The sequence below is a fragment of the Microbulbifer sp. GL-2 genome (assembly GCF_007183175.1).
Classification (GTDB): domain Bacteria; phylum Pseudomonadota; class Gammaproteobacteria; order Pseudomonadales; family Cellvibrionaceae; genus Microbulbifer.
Map to the genome: position 1 here is coordinate 4,594,159 of NZ_AP019807.1, position 21,837 is coordinate 4,615,995.

The following is a 21,837-nucleotide window of genomic DNA, read 5'->3' on the forward strand; positions in this document are numbered from 1 at the left end:
TACCGTTATTGGCTGGAGCGCTGCTCTTTCTGCACCGCTTCAACCAACTCTCGCAGGCTTTGCCTCAACCGCCCTACTCCACCGAAACGGAATCCCTTACGCTGTAAATATGCGCAGTCCATCACTGCTGGTGATACGGCCTTCGCTTGCGGTGGCAACGGACCACGCTCCCCAGAAATCGACTGGATAATTTCCGCTATCTCGCGGTTACTCACCAACCGGTCGCTACAGTTGACGGCCTGACCGCGGGCATCTGCCTCATGCAGTAACAATTCCACCGCCCTGGCGACATCATCTCCATGCACCTCGGTGGCATTTCTGCCCTGCGAATATTCTTCACCTCTGACAACCGCTCGCGCTATGTCATACCACTTGCTGCGCGCCAACGGATTTACCACACCGTAGACTCCGGTCAGGCGCAGCGATACCGCATGCCAGTGGAGCTGATAAGCCCAGGCAGACACCATCGCCTCTACCGCAGCCTTATAAGCCCCGTAGAATGTATCGGGCTGGGCCGCGCTGTGCTCTTGCAGGTTGCCGCGCAAATGCCCGCTTGCATAGACTGCACGGCTGGAAATAAATACAAATTTTTCCACGCCAGCACCGTGGGCCAGCTGCATCAAGGCCAGGGAACGGTTGAGGTTCGACTCAAGGAAGCCTGTGAGATTATCTCCCTCTCCGCCACGGTAACGCCCCGGCAGATGGTCGTAGGCGCCATGCACAACCGCATGGACACCATCGACAAACTCCGACAGCACCACATCATTCGACATATCACCGCAGGTCCATTCAAACCTGCCATCGGGCGCACAGAAAATTTTCGTTTTCTGTACGTTGCGTAACAGCACCCTTACTGTGTAGCCACGCTGCAGGAAATGGCGGACGATAAATTGCCCCACATATCCACTTGCACCAGTAATTCCAACCTTCAAGGAACCCCTCCATTGGGCTGCATCTGTTGTGCCTGGGCCAAGGTAACCAATTGTGCATCGATATCCCGCCCTTCATACACTGCCCACCACAAATCAATTAACGGCTTCAGCTGCCTCGCTTTCGGATGTGATTTCTGCCAGGGTTTTTCGTACTGGTAGTGAATCACATGAATATTGCTCCACTGCCAAAGTTGCGGAAGGTTCAGATATAAATACTGTAGGGCATTGTAGATATAGGGCAATCCGTGCCACTGGGAGAAAAAGGCTTGCAGGAATGTCTGGTCGGTACGACGCCAAAAAACACCGGGGCGATCCAGTACTGCCAGCATATTCTGGTAAGTGGTCTCACTGGGCACTGCAGTGAAAGAGCCGGAGTTCATTCGGTGAAAACCATCCAGCCCCTCATAGAGGTTTGGTGCGGCGCAGAATTCCGGGTAGTCCATCAGGTGATCGATATTTCGCAACAGTAAAATATCCGCATCGAGGAAAACCACCTTGTCGTATTCTGTCAGCCGCCACAGCGCCAGCTTGCAGAAATTATTCAGCGGGTTGTGAAATGCGGGCTTTTCACCCTTATCGAAAGGAGCGCGCTGATGTAGAGCCTCGCGCCCGTGCCTGCTGGTAAATTCATCGGAGAACTTTGGCGGACGTACCTCCCGCACCAAACAACCCGCCCGCTCCAATGACGCGCTGTCGCAACTACCTGCAACCACCATACACACCAGGGGGTGGGCACTGGCTACACGATCCAGGGATCGCTTTAACGCTGTGGCGCCAATCACATAGTCAGGACTATTAACGAGAGTAACGAAGGCACATCGAGACATGGTATTTACTGTCAAAACTAAAGGCAGTACGGCAGATACCGGTACAGCAAGGAGATGAACCAGTCAAAGAGGGGGCATACTGCCCCCGGCTCCACAGATCACACGAGCATGCCAGCGACCCACAAAGCTCTCCATCTGCGCTTGAGTAAAGCAATTCACATTATAGATAAAGCTCGCCCTTAATTGGCCGCCATAGTCGGCCAATGAAAGGTATATTCCGTAGGGCGTAAGCCGTGTCGGTAGTGAGATGGTGCGAATCTTCAAGTGATCATTTAGTGTGTTCCAATTTGAAATTTCCCCGGTGTAGACGCCGGCGAAGCCCTCCTGATGCTCTTTCGCCTGGAGGAAAGTAATCAGGTAACATCGAGAGGCATTAAGGTTATGGCCAATACTGCCGTGGGGACCGATAGCGTCAGCAGCATAGACGGTGCGTACCGCGCGCTTGATCTCCATCGACAATCGTCTCAATTTCTCCTTCCAGGATTCATCCCGACAGGCCCTAAGGTTTGCATAACGAAACATTGGTCCAAATATATATCGATGCTCCCGCTTCAGCCGTAGAGATAAATTCGTATTCATCCAAAAATCATGTTGCAGGAACTCACCCAGGGTTTGCTGGTAGGCAGCACATAAATAGACAAATAAGCTGGTATTTTCAGAGTTCGCATCTGCCTGTAATTGCAGAAACTCCTCTCCCATTATGTTGTGGTTGATCTCATTACAAATAATCGAGGCTATTTCCTGATTAGACGCAGACTCTACATCCTCATACTGCAACGCCAACTTGTTCCGCCAATAATGCTTTGCGTCCTGGCCACGGGCAGACTTTAAATAGGTGTTTTCGAAGTTTACGTAATCCGCAAAATCCATCGTTTCCACTATTGGCTTGTAATTTTTACCCGCTTCCAAGTTCAGGTAACCAGTGAGGACTTCAGACCAAAGCTTCGACAAGCTAATTCCATCAGCAATAATATGGTGGCATTTGACCAGGAAAATATATTCGTCATGACCAGTACGAAACAGGGAGAGGCCAATCAACTGATCCGCACCTAAATCCATGGGTGAGCTACTAAACTGTCGTAGAAAACTGGTGATATGCTCGTCGCTCATATGGCGAATATCCAGATAGTCAAGTTCAATATCTTCAAATTTCCGGTAGACAGGCTCGTCATTGTATCTACAGCGAAAAATCGGATAGGAATTGACTACATTGGGAATGGCCTTTTCGAACAGCTCAACATCAACTCGACCTTTAACGCCCATAGCCCGTGCAATTAAGTCGGCCAGCGCTTTGCGATGATTCAGATCATAAATACGCTGCTCGGTAATCGACAGTGGCACATTGGGTGAAGTATTCCAGCCTGCCATGACGCTCCTCCGTACAACGTTTCGTTGGTAAATTAGCCATTTGCTTGGCAGGATATTCCAATACTTTTACATGGGGCATCGCACTACTGACTCTTACTATCTGCGCACCAATTAAGAGTACGGGGGAGCCCGCCCAGGATGACTGTGGTAGGCGTACTTTTCAGCTACACCGAAGACTTCATTCATCAGCCCTTGAGCCGGATAGGCAGACTTCGGGTCCAGTTCACAACTACAAATCTGCCGCCTCCCTGCACCACGTATATGCTGGGTCTCCACATCATCCGCATACTTACCTCCCCTCTCAGCCTGATGAAAACTGTGGTTTAAATCCGAGTAGTTAATTTTAAGGATATGCAAATATTTATAGGCTTTCCGACTGCATGTGCCCCACACTCCCCTCGATAGACATGGGTGCAGTGTGAATCCGTACCAAGATTCCCTTGATTTACGCCACCGCCCCATTGCATGATCTCCCAAGACCTCAAGGGAGAGGAGTTCAATCCAGGTGATCAATAACCTGAACAAACGTGTATTAATACTTGGCGGCTACGGCAACTTTGGCGCACGTATTGCGCAGATGCTGAATTCAGAAGCCAATATCCAACTGATTATTGCCGGGCGTAATAAGAGCCTTGCAGATCGCTGTGCAGAACAGCTCGGCGGCCTTGCCGAGGGATTGCGCCTGGAGCGGGACTCCATCAACCTCGCGGCACAACTGAAAGCACTGCACCTGGATCTTTTGATCCACTGCGCTGGCCCATTCCAGAAAGAAACTGATTATCGGGTTGCCAAAGCTTGTATCGAATCCCGCACACCTTATATCGACATCTCAGATGCTCGCCGCTTTGTATGCGACTTTCACCGTCTCTCACCCGCTGCAGAAGCAGCAGGTATTGCCATGGTATCCGGTGCCAGTAGCCTGCCCGGCCTGAGTTCGGCTGCGCTCGCTGAAATTCACCGGGAGCTTCCGGATATTCATGCTGTAGAGATTGCTATTGCGCCAGCGCACCGTATTGACCGGGGATTGGCTACTGTGCGTGCAGGTTTCGAATATTTGGGGCACAGCTTTCCACAGCTGCGTGATGGTCGCTGGCGCGAGTCCTTTGCGGGAAAAAATCTTCGCCCGGTAACGCTGGCACACCCTGTGGGAAAACGTTGGCTGTGCGATTTCGACGTACCGGACCTGGAGCTATGCCCCAGATACCTTCCCGACCTGCAAAGTGCGCGATTTGCCACAGGGCTGGAACCATTTCCGCTACAGCTAGGCCTGTCTGCCTGCGCCCAATTAGCCCGGCTGCACTTACCTGCAACCAGTGCCCGCCTGGCCCAGCTGGGACATAGACTGACTCCACGCTGGCCTGGAGGCACTCCCCACGGCGGTATGATCGTGCGCGCCGAAGGAAAAAACACTCATGGCGAATCCGCTACACGACAATGGCAAATTCTCGGCTTAATTGGCGATGGCCCCTGGATTCCCGCCGCACCAGCGGCGGCTTTAGCGCGTAAATTTCTATCCGGCAATGCTATCGAATTGGGTGCACGCCCATGTTGGCAGCTTCTCAGCCTGGATGAGATCCTGATGGAGCTGAATAACTACTCCATCGTTACCGCCATTGAATCGCACTCCCGGGAGCGCATGCCGGCTCTCACATTCTAAGATGCCTGTTTAACCGCAGATCGCGATGAGATAGCGGCAAAATTCCTATAGATGATCTAGGTTCAGTATCGGTACTCTCTGTAACGACACTGGCCTTCATTTTCTATGATTATCTCAAGTGCCTGGCGTGCCTACGCCAGTAGGAACGGAATCAAGCGCGCAATCATCCCTGTGACTGCCCTGATTCTCACACCGGTCTTTTTAGTGCTTACCTTCTCCAGAAGTGCCTGGTGGCTAATTCCATTGGCAGCCAGTTTATTTTTGGTAGGTCTGGGCCTGTATGACATGTTCCAGCGCGAGTGGACCCTCACCCGCAACTTTCCGGTGGCCGCACGTATCCGCTGGATGTTTATGAACCTGCGCCCCTATTTTCGCGCCTACATTGTGGAAGGAGACGAGGAGGGCAGGCCGTTCAGCTATGAGGCCCGCAGGGTTGTAAACTCCCGGGCCGAAGGGACTTCTGCCATGCATCCGTTCGGTACTGAACAGGATGTCTATTCCGGGGAACAGATGTGGCTGACGCACTCCATCACCCCAGCAAAAGAAGCGGATGTGAAGTCCCGAATCAAAGTAGGCACAGAGCAATGTTCAAAACCCTACTCTGTATCCCTTCTCAATATTTCAGCCATGAGCTTCGGTGCCCTCTCCGCTGCGGCCATTGAGGCATTAAATAAAGGCGCTTCGATTGGCGGCTTCTACCACGATACCGGAGAGGGTGGCATCAGCCCCTACCATCGAAAACACGGCGGCGACCTCGTATGGGAATTGGGCTCAGGCTATTTCGGTGCGCGCAAGGACGACGGCAGTTTCGACCCCGACCTGTTTCGAGAAGCCTGTGATGACCAGGTCAAGATGACCGAAATAAAATTGAGCCAAGGCGCCAAACCAGGCCATGGTGGTGTATTGCCCGGCGCGAAAGTGACTCAGGAAATCGCCTCCACCCGCAAGGTAAAACCGGGGGTCGACTGTGTCTCACCCCGCGCTCACTCTATGTTTTCCACCCCCATTGAAATGCTGCAATTTGCTGAGCAGATGCGCACCCTGTCCGGTGGTAAACCGGTAGGGATCAAGCTGTGTGTCGGGCACATTTATGAAGTCATGGCAATTATGAAAGCCATGATCGAGACGGGTATTCTGCTCGACTTTATCGTAGTGGATGGTTCCGAGGGAGGCACTGGAGCAGCACCGCTGGAATTGTCTAATCGGGTGGGAATGCCGCTACTGGAAGGGCTGATTGTGGTACGCAACGCTCTCGTAGGCGCAGGGCTGCGCGACAAAATACGCCTAGCCGCCAGTGGCAAAGTGTACTCTGCTTCCGGGCTGGCTGAATGCCTGGCTATTGGCGCTGACTGGTGCAATGCGGCACGTCCCTTTATGTTTTCCATCGGCTGTATCCAGTCCCTGCGCTGTAATACCGACACCTGTCCCACCGGTGTCACCACACAGGATCCCAAACGACAACGCGGACTGGTAGTGGATGTGCAGAGTAAACGGGCAGCGGCATTCCAGGCAAAAACCCTGGAGGCACTTGGCGATATCGTTGCAGGTGCAGGCCTGACCGACCCTCGAGACCTGCAGCCCTACCACCTCTATCACAATGTCAACGCCGTTGAGACACTGCCCATTCATCATATCTGGCACTTCCTTGAGGAAAATTCCCTGGTAGATGCACCAGAAGAAACTCCCTACGGGCGCTGGTGGCTCGCTGCCCAGGCCAACTCTTTCCAACCCGCATTTAAACTTGAACACGGCCTGGACAGGGAAATTCGGCGTATTTCTAAATAAATGGCCCTGTAACCACACCCCACTTTGTGGAGATCACCATGAAAACTGTTTCGGAGGTTATCGTTGACACCCTGGTGAAAGCCGGAGCCCAGCGCTGCTACGGGATTGTCGGCGATACCATCAACCACTTCACATCAGCGGTACGTACTTCAGATCTGGAATGGATACATGTACGTCATGAAGAGGTGGGCGCTTTCGCCGCGGGAGGTGAGTCTTACCTGAGCGGTGAATTAAGCGTTTGTGCCGGCACCGCTGGCCCCGGTAGCCTGCACTTTATCAATGGCATTTTTGAAAGCCACAGAAATGGTGCGCCAGTATTATTGATTGCCTCCTGTATCGATCGCGCCGAGCAGGGGCTCGGCTATCCGCAGGACGTCGACCAGAGAAAACTCTACGAACAGTGTTCAGTCTTCTGTGAAGTGCTGGCAGACCCACATCAGGCCCGCCGCATCGTCAGTCAAGCCGCCCAGGCAGCGCTCAATCATCACGGGGTTGCGGTTGTAGTGGTGAGCGGCGATATGTTTAAAACCAAAGTGAAGGATTCGCTTCCCTGGTCTGTGCACCGCCCTAAGTGGTTAACACGTCCCGCAGATCAGGAGCTGGATGCGCTGGCAGACAAAATTAACCAAGCCAAAAACATCACAATATACGGCGGTATAGGCTGCCGCAAAGCCCATGATGCGGTGGTAAAACTTGGCCAGCACTTGGCCGCTCCAATAGTACATACCACTAAATCCAAAGAATTCCTGGAATATGACAACCCCTGCAATGTGGGTATGAATGGCATCCTCGGCAACCCTGCAGGTTATCGCGCCATCCAAACCTGTGACCTGTTACTTTGCCTGGGCAATGACTTTGCCTACACCCAGTTCTACCCGGAGAAAGCCACCATTATCCAAGTGGACATCGAACCTTCGCACCTGGGCAGACGCACTCCCATAGATATGGGGCTGGTGGGCGATGTAAGCACCACCATAGAGGCCCTGTTGCCAAAATTAAAAGCGTGCACAGATAAAAAATTCCTCGATGATCTTCGCGTACGTTACCAGAAAGATGTGGAGCAAATGGAGGAGCGTGGCCATGAGCCCGACCCCAAACTGATTCACCCCCAATTTGTAGCGCAAACACTCGACAAGCTGGCAGATGAGGACACTGCATTTACCGCTGATGGAGGCTCGCCCATGGTATGGCTGCTGCGACAGCTGCGTGCCAATGGTAAGCGTTCATTTCTCACCAGCCTATCCCACGGCACCATGGCCAACGCCTACCCACAGGGGTTGGGTATGGCTAAAGCCAACCCTGGCCGCCAGGTAATTGCCATGTGCGGTGACGGTGGCATGACCATGTTGATGGGGGATTTATTAACTCTGGTCCAGGAAAAAATACCGCTTAAACTACTGGTATTTAATAACCACTCTCTGGGCTTTGTAGAAATGGAACAGCGCATTGAGGGAATACTGGACAGTTTCACCGGTCTGAAAAATCCCGACTTCGGCCGCATGGCAGAAGTGATCGGTATCGCCGGGGAAAAAGTCGAGGAAGCTGGAGAGCTAGAAGGTGCCATGAAGCGCTGGCTGGCGACAGAGGGGCCCGCACTACTCGACGTTACGGTAAACCGATTGGAGCTGGTAATGCCTCCAGAGGTGACCGCCCAGCAAGTATCTTCCACTGCCCTGTTTGGGCTCAAAGCCATTCTCAATGGGCGTGCTGATGAAGTGGTCGACCTGCTGAAAGACAACTTCCTGAAGTAGTCCGAAATTGTCGCGCAAACTCGGGAGGTAAGGGGAATTACATTTATTGCCCCCTCCCCGCAATTTCAGGTGAGCGCCCATCAGGCAGGAAGCCATGCACAAACCCGGAGAAAAAGTCTCAACCGACTCGCTGGCACTTCTCGCCAGCGGGGAAATCGCCAGCAACAGTGCCCCAGGGCGTGCCGCTGCGCGCCTCCAAGAAGAACTGGCCCTGCGTCGTATTGAGCTGATTACCACCGTCTCCAGCGATGATGCCAGTGCCATGCTACGGGCCAACCCGGCAATACAATGCCTGCTGCTGAACTGGGAGCTTCCCGGCAACGGAGAGTATCCTGCTCTGGCCGTATTGGAGCAGCTGCGATCGCGTAACCTGCAGTTACCGGTATTTTTACTCGCCGACCGCGAAACTGTTGGCAATATGCCGCGCCGCGCACTGGAATTGGCCAACGATTTTATCTGGCTGCTGGAGGATACACCCACTTTTATCAGCGGGCGTATTCAGGGTGCCATTGAACGCTACCGACACGCGGTATTGCCGCCGATGTTTTCAGCCCTCACACATTTCGCCCGTGTGCACGAGTACTCCTGGCACACTCCGGGCCACACCGGCGGCACAGCTTTTTTAAAATCCCCCGCTGGTCGCGCCTTCTACGATTTCTTTGGCGAGAATATGCTGCGATCAGATCTGTCCATCTCTGTAACCGAGTTGGGCTCTCTACTTGATCACACCGGCCCTATCGCAGCAGGGGAACACTACGCAGCAAAAGTTTTTGGGGCGGACCGAACCTACTATGTCACTAACGGTTCCTCCACCTCCAACCGCGTGATCGTCATGGCTTCAGTCACTCGCGGGCAGCTGGCACTGTGCGATCGCAATTGTCACAAATCAGTAGAACATGCGATCACCATGTCCGGGGCCGTACCCGCCTATCTCGTGCCACTGCGCAATCATTACGGCTTGATAGGCCCTATTCCGCCGGAACAACTGACCAAGGCCGCAGTAGAGCAGACAATCCAGGAGAATCCGCTTTCCAGCATTGCGGATAGCCAACGAGCAGTGCACGCGGTAATTACCAATTCTACATATGACGGCCTCTGCTACAACGTACAGCGGGTTGAGGAATTACTGGGGAAATCCGTAGACAGATTACATTTCGATGAGGCCTGGTATGCATACGCTCGATTCAATCCCATTTACCGGGATCGCTTCGCCATGTATGACAGCGACGACCCAGACCCAAGCCTTAAGCCCACCAAGTTCGCCACCCAGTCCACGCACAAATTACTCGCAGCGCTATCGCAAGCATCCATGATCCATATTCGCGATGGCCGTAGTCCCATTGAACACGGACGCTTTAATGAAGCATTTATGCTGCACGCTTCAACCTCTCCGCTCTATTCAATCATGGCCTCCAACGATATCAGCGCCGCAATGATGGATGGTCCTGGCGGCGCCGCTTTAACCGGAGAATCCATTGCCGAAGCCGTAGCTTTTCGCCAGGTATTAGCTCGACTAAAAAGGGAGTACGAGGATAAAGGCGAATGGTTTTTTGATGGATGGCAACCGGATCGAGTAACCGACCCCAGTAGCGGACACAACTATGCATTTCACGCGGCGCCAGCAGAACTGCTGTGTAAAGAGGCCGCATGCTGGCTGCTTGACCCAGGAGAATCCTGGCACGGTTTCGGCAACCTGGAAAAAAATTACTGCATGCTCGACCCCATCAAGGTCTCTATCACCACTCCCGGTATGCAGCGCAACGGCGAGCTGGATGACTGGGGGATACCGGCCAGTATCATCAGCAAATATCTCGACAACCTCGGAATCATCGTAGAAAAAACGACAGACTTTACCATTCTGTTCCTGTTTTCTATCGGCATTACCAAGGGCAAATGGGGCACACTGGTGAATGCCCTGCTCGCCTTTAAACGGGACTACGACGCAAACCAACCTCTCAGTCAGTGCTTGCCAAACCTATTATCAAAACAACCAACCTATGGCGATATCGGCCTGCGCGACCTCGCCGATAAAATGTTTACCGGTATGAAAGACCTGCGTAGCACCTCGACAATGTCGGCCGGTTTTTCCGCCCTGCCCGGTGCCGACTGCAGCCCAGTCCAGGCTTATGAGGCATTGGTACGTGGTGATGTAGAGATGCTGCCGCTCAACCAGCTGGCCGGGCGCACCGCGGCAACCGGTGTTACGCCCTACCCACCCGGTATTCCCCTCTTAATGCCAGGGGAAAATTTTGGCAGTACAGATAGCCCCGCCCTGCAATACCTACAAGTACTGGAATCCTTCGATCGCGAGTTCCCAGGGTTCAGCCATGATAACCATGGCGTAGAGGTGCGCGATGGGCACTACCATATTTACGCCTTGCGCGGGGAGGCAGAGCCATAGCCCAGTCCACCAAGGAAGAGAGCAAAATTAGCCTGCTACCCGCCACTCTGATGGTGGCAGGCAATATGATGGGCTCCGGGGTATTTATGCTACCTGCCAACCTCGCAGTCGTCGGCAGCATTTCCCTGATAGGCTGGCTGGTAACGGTCGTAGGTGCAGTCTCTTTGGCACTGGTATTTGCGCGACTCGCCGCCATAGATCCCGCCGCAGGCGGGCCATACGCCTACGCACGCAAAGCATTTGGAGACTATATCGGCTACCAGACCAACCTCGTGTACTGGCTGGCAAATGTAATTGGCAATGTAGCCCTGATCACCGCTGGACTCGGCTATGTCACCCATTTCTTCCCGCCCCTCAAAGACCCCCTTACCTTTGCCTTGGCCCAGGTAGCCCTGATTTGGCTGCTCACTTACGCCAACATCCTAGGCCCCCGCACAGTGGGGCAGATACAATCGCTGACCACCAGCCTTGTACTGATCCCTATTCTCGGAACGGCAATATTCGGATGGTTCTGGTTTGACAGCCAAATATTTAGCGAGGGGTGGAATGTCTCCGGCAAGAGCGATGTCAGCGCAGTGATGACCACACTTACCTTTACTCTGTGGGCCTTTATCGGTGTTGAAACCGCTTCCGTTTCCGCCGCTGTGGTTAAAAACCCCAGCCGCAATGTACCTATTGCCACTGTGGGTGGCGTATTGATTGCATCTGTGGCTTATGTACTGAGCTCATCGGTGATTATGGGGATGGTGCCTAACAAAGAACTGCTTGCTTCCTCTGCACCATTTGCCGATGCCGCACGCCTGGCTTTGGGTAATACTGCAGCAAATGTTGTTGCAATCTGTGCGGCTATAGGCTGTATCGGCTCCCTGGGCGGTTGGATTCTTTTGGTAGGGCAATCTGCTAAAGCCGCTTCCGATGACGGATTATTCGCCAGCATCTTTGCCAAAACCAACAGCAAGGGTGTGCCATCTGCTGGCCTTACGATAGTTGCCATACTGATGTCGATACTGGTGCTGGCTACTATATCACCCAGCGCCAACCAACAATTCGGCAAGATTGCTTCGGTTGCAGTAATTATGACCTTATTGCCCTATATCTATTCCGCCATAGCACTCAAGGTTCTCGCGTATGGCAAAATGCCACACCACCAATACAGCGTATATACCGTTATTTTACTGATCGCTGCTGTTTATTGCCTGGTAGCACTAGTTGGATCAAATGCCCAGCAAACACGTTGGTCCCTGATATTTGTAATATCCACCGTGATTTTTTATGCATTGATATTAAACCGCCGGCGTAGTGTAGAAGAAAAACATCTGCTGCCAGGTGGTCCCGGGCCTATATGGATACATTATTTCACTCTGTCAGTCACCATTGGTGCACTGTGTATTTTTTTCTGGATATCAGTTGGACAATACAAAGACTTACAATTGCGCCTGAGGGCACCACAACCCATCGAACGGCTAATCCATTCTGAGAACAAAGCCGGTGAGAACTCTTAACTCAGTGAAACACTTGTTGGATTATCTCCGCGGTCCTATTCGCCAGCCCCTTTGAAGCAGACTCACGATTACCAGCGACATTCAAGACATTCGGCTTTACGATATTTAAAAACTCACGAATTTTAAGTACGCAATTACTGGATAAATCAACTAGCAGATAAGGTTTCTCCAGCGCTTGGCAATATCTAAGAGTTAACAAAGTACCATCCACACTTAGATCTGTAGCAAAAATCAGAGTAGCATCTGAGTTTTTAATATTGTGTAAAGTGCGATCTTCATACCTAGCCGAGCAATGTTCCACCAGCCCAAAAGATTTGAGTATCTTCGGATTTGCACCATCCTCTGTCAGGTATCCAAGCGGGGCACATCCTCCAGTTTTGATTCCCACAAGCCGAGCACCAACCAGCCCACCAGTATCCGCACCAGTCTGCCCACCGCTGATAATTATTTTTGGCCAAAACAATAATCCACCCCTATTAATTCAACCTTAATAAAACCCAAAGATATCTAAAAAACATTATCCATCACAACAATAGTGATTTTTAGCGCCCCAAAAATTCACCAAAGTGAATATTAAGATCTCAGGCAAAAGTATTCATAGATAAGTCCTTTAAACTATGATTCTAAACCTTGCCAATTAATCCGGAATTATTGATCTTGTGGCACAGCGTCAAATAGCTCTCGCGTCAACCAAACTAAATTTTAGCATCCTGGTTTATCAATTGAGCATTCGTTGTATGACTTTGCATAAACAAGGATTAGATCACTATAAATAACGTAATAACAGCAATCGGTGACCATCCAATGCTCAAAGAGATCGGAGAGAATCAAGTGATTCAATAATTCCCTTAAGAAACCATCCTCTCAAAAAAACGGTAGCATGACGCAAAATTAAGTTAAAAGCGTTGACTCCAGGTGCCAGAGAACAAAATTGATAAATAGCAAACAATTTAGCTATATGATTCATACGTTAGTATTTCATTCTTTCCTATTCTGTGCATACCTTTCGCCTCCATCATCCCGCATTTCATCAAAAACATTAATCTCCAAGGTTTCTTAAAGCTGGGTTATCAAAAAATTAAGAATTGGAGTTAATACATAAAATACACTACTAGAAGTTAAGGATATTCAGGTGGAGATAGAAATACAAGCAGTTACAGATAATTACTGGTTCACCGTGAAGGAATATATGTGTCCGAAAGGAATGGGGGCGGGGCAATCGAAATCGCTAAGCAATCTATGGGCATCTAAGAACACTAAATATTTCCGATGCTTAGCCATATCTAAAAAAATGGCCTAAAACTGGCATCAAACACCACGTACAAGAAAATTTGTATCCCTCCGAATCGGTTGGGGAAGCGTCTTATAGGAATGGAGATAGGAGGGTTTGGGAATTAAATATCAATGCAGTTTAAGTGAATCCAACTTTTCGCTTCTCCAGCGATGATTAATGTAGATGCTTTACTCGCAAGGGATGGATACCCCGTGTATTCATGCTTCTACCGGTTCTAATTATTAAAAATAGGAAATAATGAACATGAAAAAGATCCTTACTGCGCTCGCCCTGACTATTGTCAGCACCGGCGCCGCTGCTGATACTTGGTCTCCCCAGGGAACCATAGGCCTGGCCAATGTCGGTAATATAGCTGTAAAAAAAGGTATAAACCTTAATTGTGGCCTATCCGGCAGTACTACTGTAGATGCGGCAGGCAATTCCTCGGTGGGCAGCCTGTCACTGAGTGGCTTCCTTTGTGGCAGTGTTACTTTTACCAAACTGCCGTACACATTGGTAGGTAATGCAGACAACACAGTCACCCTGCATAACGTGAACGTTAACGCCATTACTGGTGATTGTTTTGGTAATATTACCGGTGACTTTAACCAAGCGACCGGAGAGCTTACTTTCAATGCAGCGCAACTGCCAAGTGTTGGCACTGGCGCCAACTGCGAGATAAGCGGCACTATCTCTACTAATCCTCAGGCATCCTTTGTGCCCTAAGCAGTCCCAAAAAGCCTGATATCTAACGTAGAGTAGTCAGAAAGTACTGGCTACTCTACTTTGCCACATCTGTATATTCATAAAAAACCCAAGATGTCTATTTCTAAATATCAATCATTATCCGAGAATAAATTTTTCATCCTCTCTTTTTAATATGCTTGCCATTAGTTGACCCGTTCGCTTCATTAACTCGGCACGTTAATAATATACCAAATGTACAGATATATAGTTTTTACCAAACTATTTGTCTATAGATTGTATAAACTTGCATTTTCAGCTCAAAGTTACTTTAGGTCTTAATAAGAAGACAATGCAGGGAGACTATAGGTATTCCCAAAAGAATGTACAATTGAGAGGTGTGTGGCCAGCCCCAGCAAACAATCATCAACCGCTCGCTATACGATTGATCGATGATTTATATGAATGAAAAGAAGATTAGAAATGGAGGTGTTTTCAGGTATAACCAGTCTGAAACCCCAGTAAGACACTATAGAACTATTAGTGTCTCACTGGGAATATAAAAATCAGAAACGCTTATTTAAACTAAAGCCTATAATGCGTGGATCCAGAGTAAACACATTGGTGGTAAGTCCGGAATCGTCACTATTGGTAAATGCGCCTGTGATAGGAGTATCATCAAAGATATTCTTAACATATAACTGCATTTGCAATTGTGAAGCAGGGTGGATTAGGGTTGCTGATGCGTTGAAGTTATCCCAAGCTTTTAAGCGGTCATACTCAGTATTATATACCCGTGCATAACTCTCAGACTGCCGATAGTAATCGGCACGTAAAGCTAGTTCCCAATCTGCTAGGGGAATAACATGCTCCACAGCTAAATTAAACGTTAAATTAGGGGAGTTCGGTAGTTCATTGCCGCCTAGATCGGCAGCAAAACCACGCCCACCATTGGGAGCATCTGTCAGGGGATTATATTGGGGTAGGTCGTAACCGAAAAGAGCTAAAATTTGATCATATCTTAGGGGAGCTTCAATCGCATCAGAGTATGAGCCCCACTGGCTTGAGCCTGCACATAATGCCCATAGGGGTGTCATGAAAAATGAAGGCTCCAAGGCAGCAATAGCAGCTTCAACATACTCGACTGGGGCAATACAGTTGGAGGGTACCTGTAAGGAGGGCCGCAGAACGGTCCAATCTTCATTTCCCTGGGTACGATCCATGACATCTATGGATTCCTCCCCCTCCGCAACTCGGGTTTTCAGGTAACCTACATTCATATTCACCCTGGTATTATCCGTCATCTGCCAGGCGAGCTCCAATTCCAGCCCCATACTTTCCGCATCAAAGTTCTCATTTAATGCGATACGGTCAACAATCTGGGAAACTTGGTAGTCGGTATAGTCGTAATAGAAGGCAGTTGCGTTTAAGTTTAAGCGGCCATCCAGCAAAACATTCTTGGTGCCGAATTCTAGGGAATTTACAAATTCCGGCTCAAAAGTGTTGTCTAATGGCTGATATTGAACCCGCGCAGGGTCAATCTCCGCCCGTGGTGGGTTGGAGCCGCCTCCTTTATAACCGTGAGCAAAAGAAACATAGAACATTGTATCATCGGTAAAGGGGGTATCTGTTCGCCAGTCCAGCACCGCTCGTCCGGTATATTCCTTCCAGCTTTGAGAAAACTTCTCCCCTTTAGGATATCCCATATGCGTATAGCCACCTGAGCTATTACCTGGAACAGTAATACCATCTTCATGATACGTACCAAGTAATAACTGGCTGGATACAGGAGTGGTAGTTTTTTCGTCATCAGTATACCGCAGGCCTGTGGTGAGTTTTACATCGTCCGTGATTTGCCAATATGCCTCCCCAAATACAGCCCAGGAACGGGTATCTACTAAGTTACGGCTGAGGAAGTAGTTGTGCCCCATTTCATCAATATTTTCTAGGGAATTAGGGTCGATATATATACAGTCTGACCCAACTAAATCTGTGGTGGGGTCAACGCAATTGATCGGAATATTATTGCCATCCTCATCTGTTCCCCGACTATATATATATTCAGTAATCATTGTGAACATATTATTAAAGACAAAATAATCATCCTTGGTTTCAAAATTCAGATAATTTGCACCGAAGGAAAAATTCCAGGGCCCATCAAAAGCCGTTTGTAAGCGGAACTCCTGGCTCCACTGTTCATTTTCGGAACGGCTGATATCCACTCCCAAAATACCATCAGAAGGACCAAGTTGTGGGTCAGTATAAATGCCGCCAGGGGTGGGGCCCAATGACCACTGATCACCCACTTCTGCTAGGTCATTAAAGACCGCGCCAGTGGTAAACCGATTATAATCCTGTGAAGAATAGTAATCATCCTTAGCATAGGTAGACTGGGAGTAAAAGGTGAGGGTATCAGATAAAGCCCATTCAAAATTCAGCTGTACCAAGTCATTTTCTGCACGAAATACTGGGTCAAAACTAGTAGATATTTCACGTAAATCTCGCGACTGCTCTACACCGCTGTAGGGATCTTTCCAGTCTGTATAACTACCTCCAAAAAGGTATGGGTCAATCAGCCCCGCTGCTGAAAGTATATAGGCGAGCCCCGTTCCATTGGGTGCATCAAAAGCATCTGCGCTGTATAGTGAACCAGGCAAACAGCCCTGACTTGTCATACCTTTTGATAGACTTGTTGTCTCTGTATCCCCAATCATTTCATCACCGGGATCAGTAGTACAAAGCTGCTTTCCGGTACGGGACCGCTTGTCATCTTCCTTAAAGTGTTGCCAAATTAAATTAGCGTTAAATTTATCACTGGGAGTCCATTCAAAAATAGCACGGGTGGAATATAGATCCCGGTCGTTAACATCATTTTCAGTATAGGTATTGTAATCGAAGCCATCCCGCTTGGTCATGGCACCAGAAAAACGGAAGGCCAAGGTTTCACCTAATGGTATATTCAACATACCCTTGGTACGCTTACTATTATAATTGCCCACTTCTACCTCAATCTCTGAGGCAAATTCATCTTCCGGCATAACTGGTAACATATTAACTACACCAGCAGTGGCGTTGCGGCCATATAGTGTGCCTTGGGGCCCACGCAGAACTTCTACCCGCTGCACATCAAAAAATTCCTGCTCAAACAGGCGATTCCTGATTAAAGAGGCATTATTAAAGCTTACCGCAACAGCAGGATCACTACTGGCGGAAATTGACTGTGTACCCACCCCTCGAATAGAGAAATTGTATGAGCTAAAGTTTGTTTTGGAGAAGTTAACATTGGGAATGGCCCGCAACAGTTCATTTCCCCCCTCAATCTTTAAAGCATCCATGTTATCCCCAGATAGCGCAGAAACTGCAATGGGTACATCCTGAATACTTTCCTCAATTTTCTGCGCGGTAACCGTAACTTCTTCAATAGCTGAACCAGAATAGTTACCGGGCTTGTCCGCTTGCTCTTCCTGGGCAAAAGCTGCCATAGGCGCAGTGTTTATTACCAGGCAGGCAATCGCCACACTGTACCAGGGGGTTGAATAGTCGCTTGAGTTTGCGGAGGGGATTGCTTGAGCAATCAACTTTTTTTGCTTACGAAGGCTCATCATCATGCTGAGTTTCTCTCTCTTATCTCACTATTATTTTTTTCAAGGCCAAAAACTGCCTTCTCTCGGACCCAACTACATTAAGGACGCAAGAAAATGATAAGAGGGGGGATAAAAAAGTAAGTAAAAGTTATAAGATTTCAGTTTTTTTAAGTGACGCACAAAAATTGGGCACAATTGAAGCCTTCAAGGTTGGTTTACGCGCCTGAATGGTTAGTCAGTGCACGTATCTTACTTACAGGAACCCGCTAAAGGTGAAATTCACTAAAAGGAAGAAAAAAACGTCAAAGAAGCCGGGAATGTATTGGCTTATACACTGATGAGCGAACTTGCTGAACTAGGAAAATTGAACCGTAAAGAAATCGCCGCACTCGTTGGAGTCGCCCCAATGAACCGTGATAGCGGCATCTTCCAGGGCAAGCGATACATTTGAGACGGAAGGCATCGCGTACGCACAGTTATCATGTCGGCTATCCAGTGCCATCCTAGCCGATGTATAAGCGATTAGTCGACGCTGGCAAACCCAAAAAAGTGGCTCTTATTGCCTGTATGAGAAAGCAACTTACCATCCTGAATACCATGGTGAAAAACAACACATATTGGGATGAAAATATAGCTTAAAAGATTGACGAAGAGCCATAGTCACTTGTTAGGCAAAATCACTGGGAAGCTTACTAGGGTTGTTTTTAAACCACCTGACTCTATCTTCAAAACCGACCGTATATTTTTCTATCCGTTTCTGATCAATTACTGAATCCAGAAATGGTTTTCGTTTCCCTACAATAAACGTATTTTTATTTTTTCCGCCAATCTCAATCGGCTTATCAATGGTCCAGAATGGATTCAGAACTTTAGCTTCTATTGCTTCTGGAAGCTTAGTCTTTAGCCACGCTACTTGTTCAGTTGTGAATAAATTACTAGGGAAAGATAGGCTTTCGAGGCCAGCTAGACTTCCCAGTGGTTCGATTCTGCCGTCTTCGATTTTTTTTGCACTAAAATTCAGGTTTTTCAGATTTACTAATTTTGCAATAGGATCGAGTGTTTCAAGCTTATATTTAACCCAGACTTTATCGCCAAACTCAAGCTCCTCTAAATTTTTAGCATATTCCAGATCTGATATTGACTTCATCCTTGTAAAGTCATCGAAGCTAAATCCTTTAATTTTTGGAGTCTTTTTGAAATCCCAAAGACGGGTAGCTCTTTGATTCCAAAAATAAGAGATATATTCAACGTTTGTCAAATCTTCGATCGGCGAAAGGTCTTCAACTAATGGGCACTTCCAAAAATTAATTGTCCTGAAATTTTTACCATATTGACTTACCAGATACTCAAAAGTGTCCTGCCTAAGGCCACTTACAGTTAATACATACTTATTTTCTGTATTCTGAAGGCGATCGATAGTAGATTTAGAAATATCTCCTCCAGATATCTCTTTCTCAATCAGTTTTATCTGATGAGGAACATCCTTCCCGATATTTTTTATATGAAACTCTAAGTTTTTCATGCAATTTTCGCAACTTGCTATCCGCTGCCTAACACTTGGCGTACAGGCCGGAGCACGCAGTGCGGAGGTCCAGCCAGCTTTGCTGGCGATTGTGCCGCCACTTGTTAAATGTTTTCATTGTACTTAATGGGAAAGATAGATTTTTCCCCTAACCAAAACTTGAAAGCTTCCATTTGAAAGAACCCAATTAGCTCGTTTGAGAGCCTACCTTTTTGTTTCTTGTTCAGGTTTTGGGACAATAGTTTTTGCACTTCATCAAATACCTGGTCTTCGTAATACTCATCTATAGAGGGAGACCCGTCACCTTGCTCTCTTATTTCGAAGATCAGATCGTCGATTTGAGGTTCAGATTTTACCAAAATCTTTAACTTAGCTAGCAATGGAGAGTCTCTCTCATAGGTTTCTGTACCTATGATTGTTTCCATATAGTTCGGTAGCCCGACTTCTTCTATTGATGTAATCTCGATGCTCATAGACATTTAACGCCTCAAACACCGGCTTGGTGAAGTTGGCGGCTTTTTTGCGCAAGCGAAAAAGGTGACAGCTTTACCAAGTCCGCGTGCTTTGATTTGTATGGTTGTTTTTGGTTAGATCTATATGACATCGGGGTTGTTACCTGTTTGCATGCGCACTGCAGGGAATTTTTTAGCTTTGAACTCAAACACCACTAAACCACCCTCTGCCAACCATGGTTCAACTACCTGATTTTTTGGAACCTTACTAACCGTATACTCCAGGCCGTACTTACCAAGGGCTTTGATTGCCGGTTTCCACAACCCCTCACAATTTTCTGAATTAATGGGGAGTTCGCTATTGTACTCCGAGTTAAATAGCCGCTCGCGCCATGTAGGATCTTGGCTAAGATCAATAACCGCCAACTCCAACCAGTGCCTATAGAGTTTTTTCAGTATTCTAGGCTTTCTCTTCATGTGAAACTTAACACCCTGGGTATGCGGCCGGAGCGAAGCGTAGGTCCGGTAGAGGCCACGTAGTGGCTGGAACGAACATTACCCACTTGTATGGTTGTTCTTGTCCGATTCTGATGTTGAAAATCCTTTTCGCTAACGGGTAAATTGAGACCCACCTTCGGCGGCCACCGAAGGCCTTGTTTATCACAGTTCGCTGCCTGGCCGGTTCATAAAAGACCGATAACAAGTATGAACGTGATAAGCACTCACTAGGCATAACTCGAATAGTCATGTGGGCCTCGAGCCCGAATAGCAAGGCGGAGATAGCTTATCTTATGGAACCTCAAGAGATCAATGTCGGTATCGATACTAGCAGCAAACAGCTCGATATCTTTGTGAGACCAACTGGCCAATTCTTTAGTGTTACCAATGATAAGGATGGTATTAAGGACGCCATTAAACAACTACAACCCCTTAAACCCAAAAGAGTACTTATCGAGTCCACAGGAAGGCTTGAACTGGAGTTTGTCTGTGCTGCCCACAAAGCGGGATTGCCGATAGTTGTTTGCAATCCTTCGCAGGTAAGAAACTTTGCAAAGTCAGCGGGGCGACTCGCCAAAACTGACAAGCTGGATGCTGTCGACATTGCTCACTTTGGGGAGGCAATGAAGCCGAGGCTATCGTCGATAAAACCTGAAAAATTAAGGAATATCAGTGATTTACTGGTTGTAAGAAGCCAGTGCTTGGAGATGAGCACCATGCAAAAGAACCGTCTCAAGCGAATGCCTAAATCTGTACACAAACCTATTCAATCCATATTGAAAGCCATCAAAAAAGAGTTAGAAGTAATCGACAAGCAACTGGATAAGCTCGTCAGCAGTATTGCCGAATGGCGACAAAAACGCGATCTATTGTTAAGCGCTAAAGGAGTCGGGAATGTGTTGGCCTACACCCTGATGAGCGAACTACCTGAATTGGGAAAACTGAACCGAAAAGAGATTGCTGCACTCGTTGGTATCGCCCCAATGAACCGAGATAGCGGCAGCTTCCAGGGCAAGAGATATATTCGAGGCGGAAGGCATCGCGTACGCACAGTTCTGTTTGTTTCCATCATGTCGGCCATCCAGTGCCATCCTAAATTAAAGCTAATGTATAAACGCTTAGTCGACGCTGGCAAGCCTAAGAAAGCGGCCCTCATTGCATGTATGAGAAAGCAACTTACCATTCTGAATACGATGGTGAAAAATAACACTTACTGGGATGAAAATATGATTTTAAAGCTTGACGAGCAACCATAGTCACTTGTTATCGGTTACCTCGTGACCACGATTTCATTCGGCACAAGCCGCCAACCACTTTTAGCCATACAATCCAGTATCATCAATTTCTTGGTGTTAGTTGAGATCTTTAACGATTGTCTATGAAAGCTCTGACTTTCTTGGCGCCCTGATAGCACATCTAAACATTGAGCCAAGTCAGCATCTGCATTTCTTTCAATCTTTGATTGATTCTCCCATGTTGGGACAAACGCAATATTGCTTTCAATCCAATCAGTTTGAAGTAGCGATTTAACAGCTTCTTGATACGTAGTAGTGCAAGCAGACAAGAAAACTGAAATGCTTGCGACGATAACCCGGTTCATA

General features: G+C 48.3%; 16 protein-coding genes and 2 pseudogenes. 9 read left to right on the plus strand and 9 right to left on the minus strand.

Annotation, left to right across the window (positions count from 1 at the left end):
• Nucleotides 1-5: 5 nt before the first annotated feature.
• The 3 genes from GL2_RS19925 to GL2_RS19935 all read right to left on the minus strand — a co-directional run bounded on the left by GL2_RS19925 (nucleotide 6) and on the right by GL2_RS19935 (nucleotide 3,127).
• Nucleotides 6-932 (minus strand): NAD(P)-dependent oxidoreductase, encoded by a 927-nt coding sequence (locus GL2_RS19925; RefSeq protein ID WP_172621217.1) that lies wholly within the window; start codon nucleotides 930-932, stop codon nucleotides 6-8.
• Nucleotides 929-1,759, minus strand: coding sequence for a glycosyltransferase family 8 protein (locus GL2_RS19930; protein ID WP_143732480.1), 831 nt, complete (start codon nucleotides 1,757-1,759; stop codon nucleotides 929-931). The genes GL2_RS19925 and GL2_RS19930 overlap by 4 nt, the downstream gene beginning before the upstream one ends.
• A 63-nt stretch (nucleotides 1,760-1,822) precedes the next feature.
• The gene (locus GL2_RS19935; protein ID WP_143732481.1) at nucleotides 1,823-3,127 is read right to left on the minus strand and encodes a condensation domain-containing protein; all 1,305 of its coding nucleotides are present in this window, start codon (nucleotides 3,125-3,127) and stop codon (nucleotides 1,823-1,825) included.
• 505 nt (nucleotides 3,128-3,632) lie between these two features.
• Here GL2_RS19935 and GL2_RS19940 point away from each other — a divergent pair.
• The 5 genes from GL2_RS19940 (at nucleotide 3,633) to adiC (ending at nucleotide 12,223) form a co-directional block, all read left to right on the plus strand.
• Nucleotides 3,633-4,784 carry a saccharopine dehydrogenase family protein gene (locus tag GL2_RS19940; RefSeq protein ID WP_172621218.1) on the plus strand — a complete coding sequence of 384 codons (1,152 nt, stop codon included), beginning with the start codon at nucleotides 3,633-3,635 and terminating at the stop codon, nucleotides 4,782-4,784.
• A 105-nt stretch (nucleotides 4,785-4,889) separates the two neighbouring features.
• Nucleotides 4,890-6,569 (plus strand): FMN-binding glutamate synthase family protein, encoded by a 1,680-nt coding sequence (locus tag GL2_RS19945; RefSeq protein ID WP_143732483.1) that lies wholly within the window; start codon nucleotides 4,890-4,892, stop codon nucleotides 6,567-6,569.
• Nucleotides 6,570-6,607: 38 nt separating this feature from the next.
• The gene (locus GL2_RS19950; RefSeq protein ID WP_143732484.1) at nucleotides 6,608-8,320 is read left to right on the plus strand and encodes a thiamine pyrophosphate-dependent enzyme; all 1,713 of its coding nucleotides are present in this window, start codon (nucleotides 6,608-6,610) and stop codon (nucleotides 8,318-8,320) included.
• A 94-nt stretch (nucleotides 8,321-8,414) separates the two neighbouring features.
• Entirely contained in the window at nucleotides 8,415-10,721 is a 2,307-nt protein-coding gene (locus tag GL2_RS19955; RefSeq protein WP_143732485.1) for an Orn/Lys/Arg decarboxylase N-terminal domain-containing protein, read from the plus strand.
• Between the two features lie 65 nt (nucleotides 10,722-10,786).
• Nucleotides 10,787-12,223 carry an arginine/agmatine antiporter gene (adiC, locus tag GL2_RS19960; RefSeq protein WP_232053694.1) on the plus strand — a complete coding sequence of 479 codons (1,437 nt, stop codon included), beginning with the start codon at nucleotides 10,787-10,789 and terminating at the stop codon, nucleotides 12,221-12,223.
• Between the two features lies 1 nt (nucleotide 12,224).
• Here adiC and GL2_RS19965 read toward each other — a convergent pair whose 3' ends face one another.
• A complete protein-coding gene (locus GL2_RS19965) occupies nucleotides 12,225-12,686 on the minus strand; it encodes a YpsA SLOG family protein (RefSeq protein WP_172621219.1) in 462 nt (153 codons plus the stop codon).
• A gap of 1,074 nt (nucleotides 12,687-13,760) precedes the next feature.
• Between GL2_RS19965 and GL2_RS19970 the strand changes: the two genes are divergently transcribed.
• Nucleotides 13,761-14,222, plus strand: a complete 462-nt coding sequence (locus tag GL2_RS19970; protein ID WP_143732488.1) for a hypothetical protein — start codon at nucleotides 13,761-13,763, stop codon at nucleotides 14,220-14,222.
• A gap of 524 nt (nucleotides 14,223-14,746) precedes the next feature.
• Here GL2_RS19970 and GL2_RS19975 read toward each other — a convergent pair.
• The gene (locus tag GL2_RS19975; protein ID WP_143732489.1) at nucleotides 14,747-17,788 is read right to left on the minus strand and encodes a TonB-dependent receptor; all 3,042 of its coding nucleotides are present in this window, start codon (nucleotides 17,786-17,788) and stop codon (nucleotides 14,747-14,749) included.
• Nucleotides 17,789-18,098: 310 nt separating this feature from the next.
• On the opposite strand from GL2_RS19975, the pseudogene GL2_RS22505 reads away from it, so the two are divergent.
• Together GL2_RS22505 and GL2_RS22510 are read left to right on the plus strand one after the other, a co-directional pair.
• Nucleotides 18,099-18,201 (plus strand): annotated as a pseudogene (locus GL2_RS22505) (IS110 family transposase); the annotation flags it as partial.
• A 76-nt stretch (nucleotides 18,202-18,277) separates the two neighbouring features.
• A pseudogene (locus GL2_RS22510) lies at nucleotides 18,278-18,403 on the plus strand (IS110 family transposase); the annotation flags it as partial.
• Between the two features lie 28 nt (nucleotides 18,404-18,431).
• Here the strand turns inward: GL2_RS22510 and GL2_RS19985 are convergent.
• From GL2_RS19985 to GL2_RS19995, 3 genes are all read right to left on the minus strand, one after another.
• Nucleotides 18,432-19,286, minus strand: coding sequence for a hypothetical protein (locus GL2_RS19985; RefSeq protein WP_143732490.1), 855 nt, complete (start codon nucleotides 19,284-19,286; stop codon nucleotides 18,432-18,434).
• Between the two features lie 104 nt (nucleotides 19,287-19,390).
• Complete coding sequence (locus GL2_RS19990; protein WP_143732491.1) at nucleotides 19,391-19,759, minus strand: hypothetical protein; 369 nt, start codon at nucleotides 19,757-19,759, stop codon at nucleotides 19,391-19,393.
• Nucleotides 19,760-19,879: 120 nt separating this feature from the next.
• Nucleotides 19,880-20,215 carry a hypothetical protein gene (locus GL2_RS19995; RefSeq protein WP_143732492.1) on the minus strand — a complete coding sequence of 112 codons (336 nt, stop codon included), beginning with the start codon at nucleotides 20,213-20,215 and terminating at the stop codon, nucleotides 19,880-19,882.
• A gap of 314 nt (nucleotides 20,216-20,529) precedes the next feature.
• Between GL2_RS19995 and GL2_RS20000 the strand changes: the two genes are divergently transcribed.
• A complete protein-coding gene (locus tag GL2_RS20000; protein ID WP_143732493.1) occupies nucleotides 20,530-21,492 on the plus strand; it encodes an IS110 family transposase in 963 nt (320 codons plus the stop codon).
• Between the two features lie 14 nt (nucleotides 21,493-21,506).
• On the opposite strand, the gene GL2_RS20005 is transcribed toward GL2_RS20000, so the two are convergent.
• Nucleotides 21,507-21,836: a hypothetical protein gene (locus GL2_RS20005; protein WP_143732494.1), complete on the minus strand. Its 330-nt coding sequence runs from the start codon at nucleotides 21,834-21,836 to the stop codon at nucleotides 21,507-21,509.
• Nucleotide 21,837 lies beyond the last annotated feature (1 nt).